16 protein-coding genes are annotated in these 16211 nt (G+C 60.5%); 10 read left to right on the top strand and 6 right to left on the bottom strand.

Annotation, left to right across the window (positions count from 1 at the left end; genetic code table 11):
• Positions 1–3: 3 nt before the first annotated feature.
• From INS80_RS05850 to INS80_RS05835, 4 genes are all read right to left on the bottom strand, one after another.
• Positions 4–918 carry a MurR/RpiR family transcriptional regulator gene (locus INS80_RS05850; RefSeq protein WP_192964738.1) on the bottom strand — a complete coding sequence of 305 codons (915 nt, stop codon included), beginning with the start codon at positions 916–918 and terminating at the stop codon, positions 4–6.
• A gap of 66 nt (positions 919–984) precedes the next feature.
• Positions 985–1794, bottom strand: a complete 810-nt coding sequence (locus tag INS80_RS05845; RefSeq protein ID WP_192967203.1) for a metal ABC transporter permease — start codon at positions 1792–1794, stop codon at positions 985–987.
• Entirely contained in the window at positions 1794–2576 is a 783-nt protein-coding gene (gene znuC / locus INS80_RS05840; RefSeq protein ID WP_192964737.1) for a zinc ABC transporter ATP-binding protein ZnuC, read from the bottom strand. The genes INS80_RS05845 and znuC overlap by 1 nt, the downstream gene beginning before the upstream one ends.
• A complete protein-coding gene (locus INS80_RS05835; protein WP_192964736.1) occupies positions 2573–3055 on the bottom strand; it encodes a Fur family transcriptional regulator in 483 nt (160 codons plus the stop codon). Before INS80_RS05835 ends, znuC begins: the two co-directional genes overlap by 4 nt.
• 152 nt (positions 3056–3207) lie before the next feature.
• On the opposite strand from INS80_RS05835, the gene INS80_RS05830 reads away from it, so the two are divergent.
• Entirely contained in the window at positions 3208–4347 is a 1140-nt protein-coding gene (locus tag INS80_RS05830) for a zinc ABC transporter substrate-binding protein (RefSeq protein ID WP_192964735.1), read from the top strand.
• A 43-nt stretch (positions 4348–4390) separates the two neighbouring features.
• On the opposite strand, the gene INS80_RS05825 is transcribed toward INS80_RS05830, so the two are convergent.
• Positions 4391–5665, bottom strand: a complete 1275-nt coding sequence (locus tag INS80_RS05825) for an NAD(P)/FAD-dependent oxidoreductase (protein WP_192964734.1) — start codon at positions 5663–5665, stop codon at positions 4391–4393.
• A gap of 308 nt (positions 5666–5973) precedes the next feature.
• On the opposite strand from INS80_RS05825, the gene grxC reads away from it, so the two are divergent.
• From grxC to INS80_RS05810, 3 genes are read left to right on the top strand one after another with little or no spacing between them, the layout of a single operon-like run.
• Positions 5974–6231, top strand: a complete 258-nt coding sequence (gene grxC, locus INS80_RS05820; protein WP_192964733.1) for a glutaredoxin 3 — start codon at positions 5974–5976, stop codon at positions 6229–6231.
• Between the two features lie 17 nt (positions 6232–6248).
• The gene (locus INS80_RS05815; protein ID WP_192964732.1) at positions 6249–7079 is read left to right on the top strand and encodes a carbon-nitrogen hydrolase family protein; all 831 of its coding nucleotides are present in this window, start codon (positions 6249–6251) and stop codon (positions 7077–7079) included.
• Entirely contained in the window at positions 7079–7516 is a 438-nt protein-coding gene (locus INS80_RS05810; RefSeq protein ID WP_192964731.1) for a MarR family winged helix-turn-helix transcriptional regulator, read from the top strand. The genes INS80_RS05815 and INS80_RS05810 overlap by 1 nt, the downstream gene beginning before the upstream one ends.
• Before the next feature lie 326 nt (positions 7517–7842).
• Here INS80_RS05810 and ubiG read toward each other — a convergent pair whose 3' ends face one another.
• Positions 7843–8592, bottom strand: a complete 750-nt coding sequence (gene ubiG, locus INS80_RS05805) for a bifunctional 2-polyprenyl-6-hydroxyphenol methylase/3-demethylubiquinol 3-O-methyltransferase UbiG (RefSeq protein ID WP_192964730.1) — start codon at positions 8590–8592, stop codon at positions 7843–7845.
• Positions 8593–8671: 79 nt separating this feature from the next.
• On the opposite strand from ubiG, the gene pip reads away from it, so the two are divergent.
• The 6 genes from pip (at position 8672) to infB (ending at position 16041) form a co-directional block, all read left to right on the top strand.
• Entirely contained in the window at positions 8672–9622 is a 951-nt protein-coding gene (pip, locus tag INS80_RS05800) for a prolyl aminopeptidase (protein WP_192964729.1), read from the top strand.
• Positions 9619–10464 (top strand): ABC transporter substrate-binding protein, encoded by an 846-nt coding sequence (locus INS80_RS05795; protein ID WP_192964728.1) that lies wholly within the window; start codon positions 9619–9621, stop codon positions 10462–10464. Before pip ends, INS80_RS05795 begins: the two co-directional genes overlap by 4 nt.
• Before the next feature lie 179 nt (positions 10465–10643).
• Entirely contained in the window at positions 10644–11261 is a 618-nt protein-coding gene (rimP, locus tag INS80_RS05790; RefSeq protein WP_192964727.1) for a ribosome maturation factor RimP, read from the top strand.
• Positions 11261–12889, top strand: a complete 1629-nt coding sequence (gene nusA, locus INS80_RS05785; protein ID WP_192964726.1) for a transcription termination factor NusA — start codon at positions 11261–11263, stop codon at positions 12887–12889. The genes rimP and nusA overlap by 1 nt, the downstream gene beginning before the upstream one ends.
• A 30-nt stretch (positions 12890–12919) precedes the next feature.
• Positions 12920–13540, top strand: coding sequence for an RNA-binding protein (locus INS80_RS05780; RefSeq protein WP_192964725.1), 621 nt, complete (start codon positions 12920–12922; stop codon positions 13538–13540).
• An 8-nt stretch (positions 13541–13548) separates the two neighbouring features.
• On the top strand, positions 13549–16041 hold the full coding sequence (gene infB / locus INS80_RS05775) for a translation initiation factor IF-2 (protein WP_192964724.1): 2493 nt from the start codon (positions 13549–13551) through the stop codon (positions 16039–16041).
• Positions 16042–16211 lie beyond the last annotated feature (170 nt).

The raw sequence follows: 16211 nt of genomic DNA, 5'->3' as shown, positions 1-16211 counted from the left end.
GGGCTATTCCCTGAGTCGGGGCAGGCGAGAGCCGGTCCAATAGGCGCCGCTGTCCTGACGCAGATCTTCATAAGCTTCGATCCGGCGGCGTGCCTCTGCGCCCCCGGCCTCGATCAGGTGGGTCAGCAGGCACTCCAGCACTGCCATGGCGCCGCCATAGGCCCCGAAGGCATGGATCGAGTTCGAAGAGACCGCCAGCACATGATCGGCATGAATGCCGGGCGCGATAACCTGGCTGTCGGAAATCAGAACAACCTTCGCCTTGCGTTCTGCCGCCATGCGCAGCGCCTGAATGGTGCCTGAGGAATAGGGCGCAAAGGTAACGGCGATCAGGCAGTCCCGGTCCGAAAGGTCGATCAGATCGTCAATGGCCGATCCCATGTGTCGCGGCACCAGGTCCAGATCCGGCAGCGCCATGCGGCCCACATAGTGAAAATAATGGGCGAGCGCATATGAAGCCCGGGTGGCCGTTACATAGCATCTGCGTGCTTCGGTCAGCGTTTTCACGATGGAGGCGGTGCGTTCCGGCGTCATCAGCCGCAAGGAGCGCGCGACGATGTTGATCTCGTTTCGGGCCGCGCGGGCCTGCAAGGCTGCGGCGGGGGCGGTTGAGGCCTGCATCTGGGTTAGCCAGTCCTCCCCCAGTCCCGCCTCACGCTCGGTCACCAGGGAGGCCCGAAAGGGGCTGCGCAGGGCTTCGAAGCCTTCAAAGCCCAGGAACTCTGCCAGCCGTACCAGTGTATTGGCGCTGATACCTGCCTTCTGGGCTGTGACCCGGACCGGATCCAGCGCAAAATCACCGGGATTGTCGATTATGTACTTTGCCGCTGCCGCCAGTTTCGGTGGCATCTCGGCTATCCGGTCTTTCAGCGTGGCGATCAGCCGGGTGGTCTGTTTCGGGTCTAGTTGCGGATCCATGAGGTGATTAGGAGCAAATGTTTGGCAAACGGCAAGTGAAAAACAATTGCTCCGGCAGCGTCAGCCTTATCCACGCATCGCAGCACGCCGCAGCGTATCTCCGAGGCTTGAGACAGCAAACAGCACGGCCGCAAGGCAGACGATCGTCGGGCCAGTGGGGGTGTCAAAGGTAAAGGCAAGCTGCAATCCTCCGAGAGCGGACAGGGCGCCTATGATTGCGGCGATCAGGGCCATGCGCTCAGGCGTATTGGCAAAAGGGCGCGCGGTTGCCGCAGGGATCAGCAGGAGCGCAGCAATCAAGAGAACCCCCACGACCTTGATTGCTACAGCCACCACAAGAGCCAGCGCCACGGTCAGCACCATTTGTTCGCGCTTTGGATCGATCCCGGCCGCATAGGCCAGGTCCGGGTTCAGCGTTGCAGTCAATAGCGCGGACCAGCGCGCCCAGAGCAGGAGCAACACAAGCGCTGCCCCGCCCCAGATCACCGCCAGATCCGCACGGCCCACCGCCAGGATATCGCCAAACAGATAGGCCATAAGGTCAATCCGGACCCCTTGCAGGAAAGAGACCGCCACCAGACCGAAGGCCAGAGCGGAATGCGCCATGACGCCCAGCAGCGTATCCATGGCATAGCCACGGTTGCTGAGGCTGGATACGGTGGTCGCCATCACCAGAGAGGTCGCCAGAACGCCCGCAAAGATCGACGTATCAAAGGACAGAGCGAGCGCCACCCCGAGGATCGAGGCATGCGCGGTTGCATCGCCAAAATAGGCCATGCGGCGCCATACCACGAAACAGCCTAATGGAGCGGCGGCCAGGGCGACGCCGACCCCGGCCAGCGCGGCCCGGACAAGAAAACTGTCAAGAAGATCCATCATGAGGCCATATCCTTTGTCGTGGCCCCGTGATCGTGGTCGCAGCCGGGGCCATGATCATGATTATGAGCATGATCGTGCGAGTGATTATGCTCATGCCGGTAAAGTGCAAGCGCGCCTTGAGTTCCCGTCCCGAACAGCGCCCGGTACTCGGGGGCTGAGGCGACGTGTTCCGGCTCGCCTTCACAGCAGATGTGGCCATTGAGGCAGATCACCCGGTCCGAGGCGGCCATAACCACATGCAATTCGTGGCTGACCATCAGGACGGCGCAGTCCAACTGGGCGCGTACGGTGGCGATCTGCTGGTAAAAAGCGGCGGATCCGGGTTGGTCCAAGCCTTGCGTTGCTTCGTCCAGAATCAGCAGTTGCGGGTCATTGAGCAGCGCGCGGGCCAGAAGCACCCGTTGGAATTGACCGCCAGACAGGTCCGACATCTGCCGTTCCGCCAGAGGACCGGCCCCAGCCTGCTGCAGAGCGTCTTCGGCGCGGTCATCGCTGACGCTGGCGGGCAGGCTGAGGAACCGGCGCACGGTCAGGGGCAGTGTGGGATCGATATGCAGCTTCTGCGGCACATAGCCGATCCGCAAGCCCGGCGCGCGGGACACGTCGCCACTGCTCGGCTTCAGTGCACCGATGATGCTGCGCAGGAGTGTGGATTTTCCGGAGCCGTTTGGCCCGACGACGGTCACGATTTCTCCCGGTTCGATCGAGAGGTTCACATCGGACAGGACCGTATTGCCACCGTAGCGGACCGACAGGCCCTTGAGGGTGACAAGACTCATGCGGCTTGTGCCTCCTGGCATTTGGGGCAGATGCCCTCGGCCTCAACCACGGTGCGCTCGATCAGGAAACCTGCTTCTTTTGCGGCCTCGCCCAGCTGGCCTTTGGTTGGATCGGTGTGCACCTCAGCCACTGCGTTGCAGATGCGGCAGATCATGAAGATCGGCGCATGGGTGTCGCCAGGGTGGGTGCAGGCGATAAAGGCATTGAGCCTCTCGATCTTATGAGCAAAGCGGTTTTTCACCAAGAAATCCAGCGCGCGGTAGGCGACGGGAGGCTGCGAGCCAAGCCCTTCCTCGCGGAGGCGGTCAAGGATCTCGTAAGCCCCGAGCGAGCGGTGTTCCTGCAAAAGGATCTCCAGCACGCGCCGCCGCACTGGGGTAAATTGCAGGCCCCGCGCCTTGCAGTCTGCATCGACTGCAGCGATGCAGTCCTGAATACAGCTGTTGTGATCGTGAGTTTCAAAGCCGATCGTTTCCATATGGGTGGTCTCCGCGCGGGCTGAATTGCTGTGCGTATTTTAGCCTTGATATGTAATGTTATGACGCTTATCAAGCGGCTTAATGTTATGTGATAACACGTGCTGGTCAACTCGGGCCGGGATGCGCGCTCTATAAGTAAAGGACTGTCGGGATGAAGGGTTTTTCATATGCAGCGGTGATCCCCGCTGTTCTGGGTGGTGGAATGGTGATGGCGGATGTCCCGCGCGTGGCCGTGGACATCGCGCCGGTGCATGGGCTGGTGGCGCGGGTGATGCAAGGGGTTGGAACCCCGGATCTTGTCATCGCGCCGGGAGCGTCGCCGCATGGGTATTCGATGCGTCCGTCTGAAGCTCTGGCGCTTGAACGTGCAGATGCTGTGTTCTGGATGGGGGAGGCCCTGACCCCTTGGCTTGAAGGTCCCCTGGGAACGCTTGCCGCAGATGCGCATGTGACCGAGTTGCTGGAGGTTCCAGGCACGCTGAAACTGGAATTCCGCACCGGTGCGATTTTTGAGGCGCATGATCACGACGATGGCCATCACGACGGGGAACATCACGAGGAGGATCACGCCGATCACGCGGACGGCCATAACCATGAGGGTCATGACGACCACGATCATGACAAGCACCATGATCACGAAGCGCATGATGATCATGATCACGACAAACATGACCATGACATGCACAAACATGACGACCATGCGGATCACGACGACCACGCGGATCATGCCAACCATGCGGATCACGACGACCATGCGGATCATGACGGTCACAGCCACACAGGTTTGGATCCCCATGCCTGGCTTGCGCCTGAAAATGCTGAGCTTTGGCTGATGGCCATTGCCGAGGAACTGTCAGAGCTGGACCCTGAAAACGCCGCGACCTACAAGGCAAACGCAGCGGCGGGCAAGGCCGAGATCGACGCAGTGATCGATGAGGTCAACGCTCTGCTGGAGCCTTTCCGGGCAAACTCGTTCATCGTCTTCCACGACGCTTACCAGTATTTCGAGAAGAGCTTTGGCCTTGCCTCTGCCGGGGCAATCTCTCTTGGGGACGCCTCTGACCCCAGCCCGGCGCGAATCGCGGAAATCCGTGCTGAGGTAACCGAGCGTGGCGTGACCTGCGTCTTCTCTGAGCCGCAGTTCAATCCGGGGCTTGTCGCTACCGTTCTTGACGGAACCGGAGCCGAGACCGTTGTGATCGACCCCATCGGCACCGAGATCCCGACCGGTCCTACGTTTTATACGGACCTGATCATCGGACTGGGCAAGGCAATGGCGCGCTGCGGCTAAGCATATTAGGAACGCGTGTCAGGCCAAGAACCTTGGCCTGACCTTAAAGGCGATCCTTAAGGAGATGGGTCAAGGTGGCACCTGTCTCGTAAAAGGCCTGACGAACTCCGGCAAATGGCAGGCGGTGGGTTGTGACGGGTGCAACGGGTAGACAGGTCTCATCCCCCGACAACAGCGCCCGCGCCATACGGTTGCCAAACAGAGTGCCGGGGCAGATCCCGCGCCCCGAATAGCCAAAACACGCAAATCCTCCTTCCAGCCGCTGAATTTTTGGAAGATGTTCCGTCGTCATGGCGATGCGCCCGAACCAGATATGTCGCAATGGCATGTCGGCCAGTGCCGGGAACATGCGGGCAATCTTGCGGCGCAGCCAGCCAAGGTGGATTTCCTTGCCGATATGATCCAGCGCACCCATTGCGCCGATGATAAGCCGCCCCTCCCGGTCACGGCGCCACGATGACATGACCAGGGCCGAATCCCAGCATCCCTCAAGGCCCGGCAGTATCTGGTCGAGAACATGATCCGGCAGCGGATCGGTGGCCGCCTGGAAGTAGTGAACCGGGACCTTTGTGGGTGTCTGCAGCCCCTCGATCGCCAGCGCGTAGCCATTGGTGGCAACAATCAGATGTTTGCCGCGCACCCGTCCCTGCGGCGTTGAGATGTTCCAGGCATCGCCGTTTCGTGTGGCACTCAGCGCAGGAGTTTCCCCATGCAGCATAGCTCCGGCACCCGCTGCGGCCCGCGCCAGCCCACGCGCGTAGGACAGAGGTTGGATGGTGCCTGCACGTGGATCAAACAGGGCTCCGTAGACTTGATCAGAGCCAACCCGAGCCTGCGCCTCATCTGCATCCAGTAAACGAACCGGCGCACCAATTGCGCTGAGTTGTTCATACCGTCGGGCCAGATCGGTCATTCCGGCAGAAGCATGGGCGCAATGAAGGGTGCCTTTGCGTACCGGCTCGCAGGCGATTTGGTGTTTCTCGATCAGCCCGTAGACCATATCCGGGGCATCAGCCAATAGGGAGGACAGGCGGCGGCCCGCATCCGCTCCGATCTGGGCGTTGATATCCTCAGGTGGCAGCCACAGGCCCGCATTCGCCAGTCCGACGTTGCGCCCCGATCCGCCACCCCCGAAGGTACCAGCCTCCAGAAGCCGTACTTCGGCGCCCATCTGGGTGGCCTCAAGTGCTGCTGAACAGCCCGTGTACCCTCCGCCGATCACCACCAGATCTGCGGACACGTCATCACGCAGAGGTGGCGCTGTGACCTTTTCCTTGCAGGTGTCGCTCCAAAGGCTGGATGAAAGCTCTGATGTCAAAACAGGAGTACTCCACAGGCAATGCGGTGAAATGGCCCACAATCAAAATGTAGACACGCGGACCATGCGAGCCGATACCGCAAAACGGGCCATTTTGCCGAGAGAAAAATGCCGTCTGGCATATCTTTTCCGCTCCGGTCGAAGACAGTGGCCGTCGCTTTCTGGTGTGACGAAAAAAAACCGATGCGCCCGAAATTGGTCTCTTGGGTGAGCGGCCTGCCAGATCCCGAAACTGTGACGCTGGCATTGATTGCATTATGCCCCCATATCGCCCACAAACGCGAAAATCAGAATGTTTGGAGACTTCGATGAAACCGGTGGAAATCTACACCTCACCTCTGTGTGGCTTTTGTCATGCCGCAAAGCGCTTGCTGAACAAGAAGGGCGTGACCTTTTCCGAGGTCGACGTCATGATGAACCCTGGCCGCAAGTCCGAGATGATTGAGCGGGCGAACGGTGGCCGCACTGTGCCGCAGATCTTCATCGGGGAGACCCATGTAGGCGGTTGCGATGATCTTTATGCGCTGGAAAAGGCCGGAAAACTGGACGCGCTTCTGGCAGACTGAACGGGGAGCTCCTTTCAATGCGCGCTGCACTGCTGCAAATCACCTCTAGCGACGACCCGGCCGAGAACCTGGATACCGTGCGCGGCATGATGGCTGAAGCTGTGGTGAAAGGGGCCGGTTTCGTGCTGACGCCTGAGGTCACCAATTGCCTGTCAACCAGTCGGACGCATCAGAACGCGGTTCTGTGCCACGAAGAAGACGACCCCACGCTTGCTGCCCTGCGGGATGAAGCCGCAAAGCACGGGATCTGGCTGCTGATCGGGTCGCTGGGTGTGAAGACCCATGATGCGGATGGCCGGTTTGCCAATCGTCAGTTCCTGATCGCTCCCGATGGCGCGGTCACCGCGCGCTATGACAAGATCCACATGTTCGATGTTGAGGTGACGCCCGAAGAAACCTACCGCGAATCCGATGGATATCGTCCGGGTGCCTGTGCGGTGGTGGCTGAGACTCCCTTTGCAAAGATCGGTATGACGATCTGCTACGATGTGCGCTTCCCTCACCTTCACAGGGCACTGGCCAAAGCGGGCGCGCAGATCCTGACGGTCCCAGCGGCCTTTTCGCACGTGACGGGGGCGGCTCACTGGCATGCGCTGTTGCAGGCGCGTGCGATCGAAACGGGCTGCTATGTGCTGGCTCCGGCGCAGACCGGCACCCACAAGGCCAGCCGGGGCGCGGTGCGCCGCACATATGGGCATTCGCTTGTCGTTGCACCCTGGGGAGAGATCCTTGCCGATGCCGGCACCGATCCGGGGGTTGTCTACGTTGATCTCGACATGGGAAAAGTGGCACAAGCACGCAAACGTGTTCCTGCGCTGACCCATGACCGAGAGTTCGACGAACCCTGATGGAAGAAACCCATTCCCTGGCCGTTTCGCTGTTCAGCGAAATCCTTATGGCCGAACAACTTGCCAAATCACGGCTGGGCAAGGCGCTGCCCAAGGGGATGGAGCTGTCGCATTTCTCGGTTCTGAACCATCTGGCGCGTGCCGGCCTTGAGCGGTCTCCGGCGCAATTGGCCAAGTCTTTTCATGTCACCCGTGGGGCCATGACAAATACGCTCAACAAGCTCGAGATGGCGGGATACGTCCACATTCGCCCCGACTGGGACGACGCCCGGCGCAAGATGGTTGCGATCAGCCCTGCCGGTCGCCAGGCGCGAGATGCAGCGCTGGCCAGTATCGTGCCGGTTATTTCCGAGGTCGTTGAGGAACTGGGCGGAGATCGCGTCCGCGCCGCTTTGCCAATCCTGCGAGAGCTGCGCGCCAAGCTGGAAGATGATTGATCGCGCGTTCAGATAGTACGAGCCTGCCCTCCAAGTGAACTGCACTTCCCCCGGTTCAATCAGGCCTGAGAAAAAGAAAGGGACGCCATGTCGAAGGCGTCCCTTTCTCAAATTTCCCCATCCGGTTCCGTGAGTGTGGTGCACCCCCGCCAGGGGCGCTTGGACAACCTTCAGGTTCAGCATTCACTCGGTTCTGGGCAAGTGCCCGACGCCAGCTGGATACCCAACTGAACGGTCAGTAGTTACGCTTTTTAGTTTTCATGGCCAAGCTCCCATTAGGATGGGGGAACCTATCCTTTCGTATATGTCGCATCGCGGCGAGGCCTTCATTCGCCGGGTTTTGTGCTGGCAGTCACATAGTTGACCGATAGATCACGCGCCGAAATCGACCAGCTCCAAGTGATTGGATTGAAAACGAAACCTTTCCGGTCCACTGGCTCCAGTCCGGCCTTGCCAAGCAGATCGAACAACTCGTCCGGGGTGATGAATTTATTCCACTCATGGGTGCCGCGGGGCAGCCAACGCATCACCACTTCTGCACCGAAAATCGCCATGACGTAGCTTTTGGGATTGCGGTTGATGGTCGAGCAGATCTGCAAGCCGCCCGGTTTCAGCAGCCGCTGCGTTGCCGTCAGATAGCTGAGCGGGTCCGCCACATGCTCCACCACCTCCATGTTCAGCACCACGTCGAATTGCTCACCCGCTTCGGCCAGGGCCTCGGCAGTGGTGTGGCGGTAATCGATCTCAAGACCGGATTGTTCGGCGTGGATGCGGGCAACTGGCAGGTTTCCGGCTGCCGCATCTGCGCCCACCACTTCCGCACCGAGCCGCGCCATGGGTTCAGACAAAAGGCCGCCGCCGCAGCCGATGTCCAGCAACCGCAAGCCCCTGAAGGGCTCGGGCTGGCTCAGGTCCCTGTCGAACTCTCCCGCGATCTGGGCCGTGATATAGTCCAAACGGCAGGGGTTGAGCATGTGGAGCGGCTTGAATTTGCCGTTGGGATCCCACCACTCCGCGGCCATTGCCTCGAATTTGGCGATTTCTGACGGATCTACCGTGGATTGATGCGCTTGCATTCCTGTCTCCGTATGTTCTTTTGTGCCTATTAGACTAGTTAGGTCAGTAACGGACAAATACTCGGACCAAAAGCGCGCAGTGCAGTATCTTTATCCCCCGGTCGATGCCTACGACCAGCGCATGCTGGATGTGGGTCAGGGCCACAGCATTTATGTAGAGCAGTCCGGCAACCCCAAGGGCATCCCTGTGGTGGTCTGCCACGGCGGCCCCGGCGGAGGCAGCAGCCCGGCGATGCGGCGCTATTTCGACCCGAAACTTTATCGGGTGATTCTTTTTGACCAGCGCGGTTGCGGCCGCTCACGCCCGCATGCCTCCTGCGAGGATAACACGACCTGGCATCTGGTGGCGGACATGGAAGAGATCCGCCGGACGCTCGAAATCGATAGCTGGCTGTTGTTCGGCGGCAGCTGGGGCGCGACGCTGGCGCTGATTTATGCGCAGACTCATCCGGACCGGGTGCAGCGGATGATCCTGCGCGGCGTGTTTCTGATGACCCAGGCGGAGCTGGATTGGTTTTATGGTGGCGGCGCGGGCAGGTTCTGGCCGGAAACCTGGCAACGATTTGTATCCCTCATCCCAGACGGCGAGCGGGGTGATATGATCCAAGCCTACAATAAGCGTTTGTTTTCCGGGAACATGCAGGATGAGATCCGCTTTGGCCGCGCCTGGTCGGCCTGGGAAAATGCGCTCGCGTCGGTCCATTCAAACGGGCATGGCGGCGAAAGCCCCGGCGACTATGCACGCGCCTTTGCCCGGCTCGAGAATCACTATTTCATCAATGGCGGTTTCTTGGATTTCGATGGTCAGATCCTCGCCAACATGGGGAGGATTTCACACATCCCCGGCATCATCGTGCAGGGGCGGTATGACATGATCTGCCCACCGACCTCGGCCTGGCGTCTGAATGAGTTGTGGCCAAATGCAGAGTTGAAAATGATCCGCAATGCAGGTCATGCCTTGTCAGAGCCGGGAATTAGCGCTGAACTGGTGCGTGCTATGGACCGGATTGCCGAGGAGCTGCTGCCATGACCCGTATTGACCGCCGTGCGCTGTTCACCTCTGGTGCTGCTGCTGCCTTGCTGGCGGCTACAGGGACCTCCCTCTCGGCAGCGCCCCGGCCCGGCGGTGTGCTGCGTCTTGCCGTTCCCCGTCAGGACGGGCTGATGGAGCAGGTCGCTCGCGGGGCGATCTTTGATACCCTGACCGAAATCGCGCCTGATGGCGTCTTGCGCGCCGAACTCGCCGAGGCCTGGCACAGCAGCGAGGACGCGCGCATGTGGTCTTTTGACCTGCGCCGCGATGTCCGGTTCCACGATGGCACGCCGCTGACGGCGGATGATGTGGTGGCTTCACTAAAGGGCCGGAGGATCGAGGGCGCCGAAGTTTCCGGTGTGCAACAGGTTGCCGATCACCGCGTCGAGATCCTGCTTCGGGCCGCAAATCCTCATCTTCCCTACCTTCTGGCGAGTCCTGCGCTGGTGATCGCCCCGGCAGGGCAGGTCGATCGGCCCCTTGCACAGGCGGTGGGCACTGGCTGCTACCGGGTCGAGCGCGCCCAGGACGGACGTCACTTCCGTGCTGCAAAAGTAGCGGATCACTTCAAGGCCGGTCATGCGGGTTGGGTCGAGACCGTGGAGGTTGTCGTGATCCCCGATGCGCGTGTACGCGCCGAGGCGCTGCGCGATGGCTATGTGGACGTGGCAGCCCTACCCGCACCCGAGGGGCTGATCGAAAAAGGTGGTTTCCTGTATCATCCCTCGGCCAGCGACATGGCGTTGGCGGCGCGCTCTGACGTGGGTATTCCGCGCACCGTCGGCGACCGCACAGCTTTGGATGACGGTCGCATTGCAGAGCGCTGGTGGCGGATCTGAGCCGCCCTCACCCTGCGATCTGAACTTCTCCTTGCAGATTCGCCGCATCAGGCGTATATGGCTTTCACAACAGCGGCGCGTTGGGCTCTGGTCCAAAGCTCCACCGGGAATTTCAACGGGCCGCGCGCCCGTTTTTTTGTGTCCGCACGACCTATGTTCTAACGACAGCTGGAACCCGAATGACCAACGACCTGATTGCCAAAGCCGCGATTGACCGCCGCCTTGCCGAGATCATCACCCCGGTGATCGAGGATATGGGCTATGAGCTGGTCCGCATTCGGCTGATGTCTGGCAAGACGACGACCCTACAGATCATGGCCGACAAGCCCGATGGCGGGATCGAGGTGGATGACTGCGCCGAGATCTCTAATGCTGTTAGCGCTGTTCTGGACGTCGAAGACCCGATTCTCGATGCCTATGCGCTTGAGGTCTCAAGCCCGGGCATTGATCGCCCCCTGACGCGCCTCAAGGACTTTGACATGTTCGAAGGCTACGAGGCCAAGCTGGAAACCGCCGAACTGATCGACGGGCGCCGCCGCTTCAAGGGTGAGTTGGCCGGGATCGAGGATGACGAGGTTCTGATCAATATCGAAGAGCACGGCGAAACCGTGACCATCGGTCTCAAATTCGACTGGCTGAGCGATGCCAAGCTGGTGCTGACTGACGACTTGATCAAGGAAATGCTGCGCCAGCGCAAGGCGGCCGGCACGCTGAACGAAGACGCTTTTGACGACGTTATCGAAGATGCGCCCCTAGGGGGCGAGGTGACCGAAGGGTCCGAAGAGGAGAACAAGTAATGGCCATCACCTCTGCAAACCAGCTTGAGCTGTTGCAAACCGCCGAAGCCGTGGCGCGCGAAAAAATGATCGACCCCGGTCTGGTGGTCGAAGCCATGGAAGAAAGCCTCGCACGGGCGGCCAAAAGCCGCTACGGCAGCGAGATGGACATCCGCGTGTCCATCGACCGCAAGACCGGTAAGGCGACCTTCACCCGTGTGCGCTCGGTTGTGGCGGATGAGGACCTGGAAAACTACCAGGCCGAGATGACCGTCGAGCAGGCCAAGCAGTACATGGAAAACCCCGAGGTGGGCGACACCTATGTGGAAGAGGTCCCGCCGGTGGAAATGGGCCGGATCGCGGCGCAGTCGGCCAAGCAGGTGATCCTGCAGAAGGTGCGCGAAGCTGAGCGGGATCGCCAGTACGAAGAATTCAAGGACCGCGCGGGTACCATCATCAACGGTCTCGTCAAGCGCGAGGAATTCGGCAACGTGATCGTCGATGTGGGCGCCGGCGAAGCCATCCTGCGCCGCAACGAAAAGATCGGCCGCGAAAGCTATCGCCCGAACGACCGCATCCGCTGCTACATCAAGGACGTGCGCCGCGAACCCCGTGGTCCGCAGATATTCCTCAGCCGCACCGCGCCAGAATTCATGGCCGAACTGTTCAAGATGGAAGTGCCGGAAATCTACGACGGCATCATCGAGATCAAGGCCGTGGCCCGTGACCCAGGCTCGCGCGCCAAGATCGCGGTCATCTCCTATGATGGCTCAATCGATCCTGTCGGTGCCTGTGTCGGTATGCGCGGCAGCCGCGTTCAGGCGGTTGTGAATGAACTTCAGGGCGAAAAGATCGATATCATCCCGTGGAACGAAGATCAGCCGACCTTCCTGGTGAACGCGCTGCAGCCCGCAGAAGTCACCAAGGTGGTTCTGGACGAAGAAGCCGGCAAGATCGAGGTCGTCGTCCCCGAGGAACAGCTGAGCCTCGCCATCGGTCGCCGAGGCCAGAACGTGCGTCTGGCTTCGCAACTCACTGGTCTCGACATCGACATCATGACCGAGGAAGAGGAATCGGCGCGCCGCCAGAAGGAATTCGAGGCCCGCACCGCGCTCTTCATGGAAACCCTGGATCTGGACGAGTTCTTTGCCCAGCTTCTGGTCTCAGAAGGCTTCACCAACCTCGAAGAGGTCGGCTACGTCGAGCTGGATGAGCTGTTGGTCATTGACGGCGTCGATGAAGGCACCGCGGAGGAACTGCAGGCTCGCGCCCGTGACTACCTTGAAGCGCAGGCCAAGGCTGCCATCGATGCGGCCCGTGCGCTGGGCGCCGAGGACAGCCTTATTGACTTTGACGGTCTCACACCCCAGATGGTGGAGGCGCTGGCCAAGGATGGTATCCTTTCTCTGGAGGATTTCGCCACCTGCGCCGACTGGGAACTGGCCGGTGGCTGGACCACCGATGGCGGCGAGCGTGTCAAGGACGACGGTATCCTCGAACCCTTCGGCATGTCGCTCGAAGAGGCTCAGGATATGGTGATGACCGCCCGCGTGCTGCTTGGCTGGGTTGATCCCGCCGAGCTGGAGCCGGAAGTCTCGGAAGAAGATGTCGAAGGCGAGGAACCCGAAGAGGAGGGCGCCGGGGCTTGATCCCGGCGGCTTTCGGTAAGGAGAGGCTGAATGGCTCGTGGTGGCGCGGCAAAAGACCGAAGTGACGGTCCGGAGCGCAAGTGCATTGCAACAGGTGAGATCCAACCTAAAGAGGGTCTCATCCGCTTTGTGCTGGGGCCGGATGGTCAGGTCGTTGCTGATGTGTTAGGTAAACTACCCGGTCGCGGGGTTTACGTGACAGCGAGCCGCTCTGCCCTAGATATGGCAGTCAAGAAGCGGCTGTTTGCTCGCGGCTTCAAGGCTCAGGTCAACGTGCCAGAGGGTCTTGTGGATGAAGTGGAACGTCAGGTTCTGCGCCGCCTTGTTGATCTGATCAGCCTTGCCCGCAAGTCGGGTGATGCGGTTGGCGGCTATGAAAAGGTAAAGGATTGGCTGCTGAAAGAAGAGGCCTCCGTCCTGATCCAGGCGTCCGACGGATCCGGGCGCGGAAAATCGAAACTGAGTACGCCCCACCGGGGAAAATACATCGGTTGCCTCTCTGGGGATGAGCTGGGGATGGCATTTGGGCGTCAAACTGTGATACATGCGGCGCTTGCCTCTGGTGGACTCAGCAAACGTGTTGTAGAGGAAGCGCAACGATTGCAGGGTTTGCGCGAAATGGTGGGCGGCAAGGGCCGCACGGAAGGATAAAGAGCTTTATGAGCGATAGTGACGGCAAAAAGACATTGGGTTTGCGTGGTGGTGGTTCCCGGCCTGGGAACGTGAAACAGAGCTTCAGCCATGGGCGGACCAAGAATGTCGTGGTGGAAACCAAGCGCAAGCGCGTTGTGGTTCCCAAGCCGGGTGCGGGTAAAGGGGGCAGCGGGTCCTCGCCTGCGACGGACGGCTCTCGTCGCCCTGCCGGTATTACCGATGCGGAAATGGCCCGCCGCCTGAAGGCGCTGCAGGCTGCCAAGGCACGCGAAGCCGAAGAGGCTGCGCAGCGTGAGGCCGAGGAAAAGGCCCGCGCCGAAGAGCGTGAGCGCCGCCGCGCCGAGCAGGAAGCCAAGGAACGCGAACAGCGGGAAGCTGAAGAAAAGGCCCGCCAAAAAGCCGAAGAAGAAGAGCGCAAGCGCCGCGAGGCCGAAGAGGCCGCGAAACGCGCAGCTGCAGCACCTGCTGCGGAACCGGCCAAGGCGAAACCTGCAGGCGCAGGCGCCGGTCGCGGTGCGCCCAAGGGTGGCGGCCAGCCGACCCCGCGCAAGGCCGACCGTGAGCGCGAGGAGCGCGGTCGCGGCAAGGGCCGCGACGAAGGTCGCCGTTCGGGCAAGCTGACCCTCGGCCAGGCAACAGGCGAAGGTGGGCGGCAACGCTCCATGGCGGCTATGAAGCGCAAGCAGGAACGCGCGCGTCAAAAGGCCATGGGTGGCTCAGTCGAGCGTGAAAAGGTAATCCGCGACGTGCAGCTGCCGGAAACCATCGTGGTTTCCGAACTGGCGAACCGTATGGCGGAACGTGTTGGTGATGTTGTGAAATCCCTCATGCAGATGGGCATGATGGTCACGCAGAACCAATCGATTGATGCCGATACAGCCGAGCTGATTATCGAAGAATTCGGCCACAAGGTTGTCCGTGTTTCCGACTCAGATGTCGAGGACGTCATCAAGGAAGTCGAAGACAAGGAAGAAGACCTGCAGCCGCGTCCGCCCGTCATCACCATCATGGGCCACGTCGACCACGGCAAGACATCGCTGCTGGACGCCATCCGCGATGCCCGCGTTGTGGCAGGTGAAGCCGGCGGCATCACCCAGCATATCGGCGCCTATCAGGTGCAGACCGAAGGAGGCGCAACGCTGAGCTTCCTTGATACCCCCGGCCATGCGGCCTTTACCTCGATGCGCTCGCGTGGTGCTCAGGTGACGGATATCGTTGTTCTGGTTGTCGCGGCAGATGACTCGGTCATGCCGCAGACCATCGAGGCGATCAACCACGCCAAGGCGGCCGAAGTTCCGATGATCGTTGCGATCAATAAGATCGACAAACCGGCTGCAGATCCGAACAAAGTGCGGGCAGAGCTGCTGCAGCACGAGGTGATCGTTGAAGCCATGTCCGGTGAAGTGCAGGACGTCGAAGTCTCGGCGCATACTGGTCAAGGTCTGGACGAACTGCTTGAAGCCATCGCGCTGCAGGCGGAAATTCTCGAACTGAAAGCAAACCCCAACCGCGCCGCGCAAGGTGCAGTCATTGAGGCGCAGCTGGATGTTGGGCGTGGCCCGGTAGCCACCGTGCTGGTTCAGAACGGTACCCTGCGTCAGGGCGATATCTTTGTGGTGGGTGAGCAATACGGCAAGGTCCGCGCGCTGATTAACGACAAGGGCGAGCGCGTCAAAGAAGCTGGGCCCTCGGTCCCGGTCGAGGTTCTGGGCCTCAACGGCACCCCCGAAGCGGGCGATGTGCTGAACGTGACCGAAACCGAAGCGCAGGCGCGCGAGATTGCGGAATACCGTGAGCAAGCCGCCAAGGACAAACGCGCTGCCGCCGGTGCTGCAACCACACTTGAACAGCTGATGCAGAAGGCCAAGGAAGACGAAAACGTCGCCGAGCTGCCAATTCTGGTCAAAGCTGACGTTCAGGGTTCTGCCGAGGCGATCGTTCAGGCGATGGAAAAGATTGGCAACGACGAGGTGCGCGTGCGCGTGCTGCACTCGGGCGTTGGTGCCATCACCGAGACCGATATCGGCCTGGCCGAAGCATCGGGCGCTCCGGTCTTTGGCTTCAACGTGCGTGCCAATGCCTCGGCCCGCAACACCGCCAACCAGAAGGGTGTGGAGATCCGCTATTATTCGGTGATCTATGACCTCGTGGATGATGTTAAAGCGGCTGCTTCGGGTCTGCTGTCGGCCGAAATCAAAGAAAACTTCATCGGTTACGCCGAGATCAAGGACGTCTTCAAGGTGTCTAACGTCGGCAAGGTTGCTGGCTGCTTGGTCACTGAAGGGGTGGCACGCCGCTCTGCCGGTGTACGCCTGCTGCGCGACAACGTGGTGATCCATGAAGGTACGCTGAAGACCCTCAAGCGCTTCAAGGACGAAGTGCCAGAGGTCCAGTCCGGTCAGGAATGCGGCATGGCCTTTGAAAACTACGAAGATATCCGCGCAGGTGATGTCATCGAGATCTTCGAGCGTCAGGAAGTCGAGCGCAAACTCGACTAACTCGCGTAGGCCACCAAGAATTGAAAAAGCCCTGGACTATCTGTCCGGGGCTTTTTCTTTGACGAACTGCTTTTGCAAGTGAAGTACGCAAACATGCCCACAAAAAAGGTCGAGGACAGCCGATAGGCTGCCCTCTGGAGGTGTGAGTGGTTGGTTTTGGTTCTGCTATA

This window comes from Phycobacter azelaicus (genome assembly GCF_014884385.1).
GTDB lineage: Bacteria > Pseudomonadota > Alphaproteobacteria > Rhodobacterales > Rhodobacteraceae > Phycobacter > Phycobacter azelaicus.
Note: the sequence above shows the minus strand (reverse complement) of the source record. Positions and strands in the feature narration are given on the sequence as shown.

Coding starts and splice junctions, on each gene's coding strand:
- znuC (WP_192964737.1), bottom strand. CDS start 2,576: ATGAGTCTTGTCACCCTCAAGGGCCTGTCGGTCCGCTACGGTGGCAAT.
- infB (WP_192964724.1), top strand. CDS start 13,549: ATGAGCGATAGTGACGGCAAAAAGACATTGGGTTTGCGTGGTGGTGGT.
- INS80_RS05810 (WP_192964731.1), top strand. CDS start 7,079: ATGGAAGAAACCCATTCCCTGGCCGTTTCGCTGTTCAGCGAAATCCTT.
- ubiG (WP_192964730.1), bottom strand. CDS start 8,592: ATGCAAGCGCATCAATCCACGGTAGATCCGTCAGAAATCGCCAAATTC.
- INS80_RS05830 (WP_192964735.1), top strand. CDS start 3,208: ATGAAGGGTTTTTCATATGCAGCGGTGATCCCCGCTGTTCTGGGTGGT.
- INS80_RS05795 (WP_192964728.1), top strand. CDS start 9,619: ATGACCCGTATTGACCGCCGTGCGCTGTTCACCTCTGGTGCTGCTGCT.
- INS80_RS05850 (WP_192964738.1), bottom strand. CDS start 918: ATGGATCCGCAACTAGACCCGAAACAGACCACCCGGCTGATCGCCACG.
- INS80_RS05780 (WP_192964725.1), top strand. CDS start 12,920: ATGGCTCGTGGTGGCGCGGCAAAAGACCGAAGTGACGGTCCGGAGCGC.
- INS80_RS05815 (WP_192964732.1), top strand. CDS start 6,249: ATGCGCGCTGCACTGCTGCAAATCACCTCTAGCGACGACCCGGCCGAG.
- INS80_RS05845 (WP_192967203.1), bottom strand. CDS start 1,794: ATGGATCTTCTTGACAGTTTTCTTGTCCGGGCCGCGCTGGCCGGGGTC.
- INS80_RS05835 (WP_192964736.1), bottom strand. CDS start 3,055: ATGGAAACGATCGGCTTTGAAACTCACGATCACAACAGCTGTATTCAG.
- grxC (WP_192964733.1), top strand. CDS start 5,974: ATGAAACCGGTGGAAATCTACACCTCACCTCTGTGTGGCTTTTGTCAT.
- rimP (WP_192964727.1), top strand. CDS start 10,644: ATGACCAACGACCTGATTGCCAAAGCCGCGATTGACCGCCGCCTTGCC.
- nusA (WP_192964726.1), top strand. CDS start 11,261: ATGGCCATCACCTCTGCAAACCAGCTTGAGCTGTTGCAAACCGCCGAA.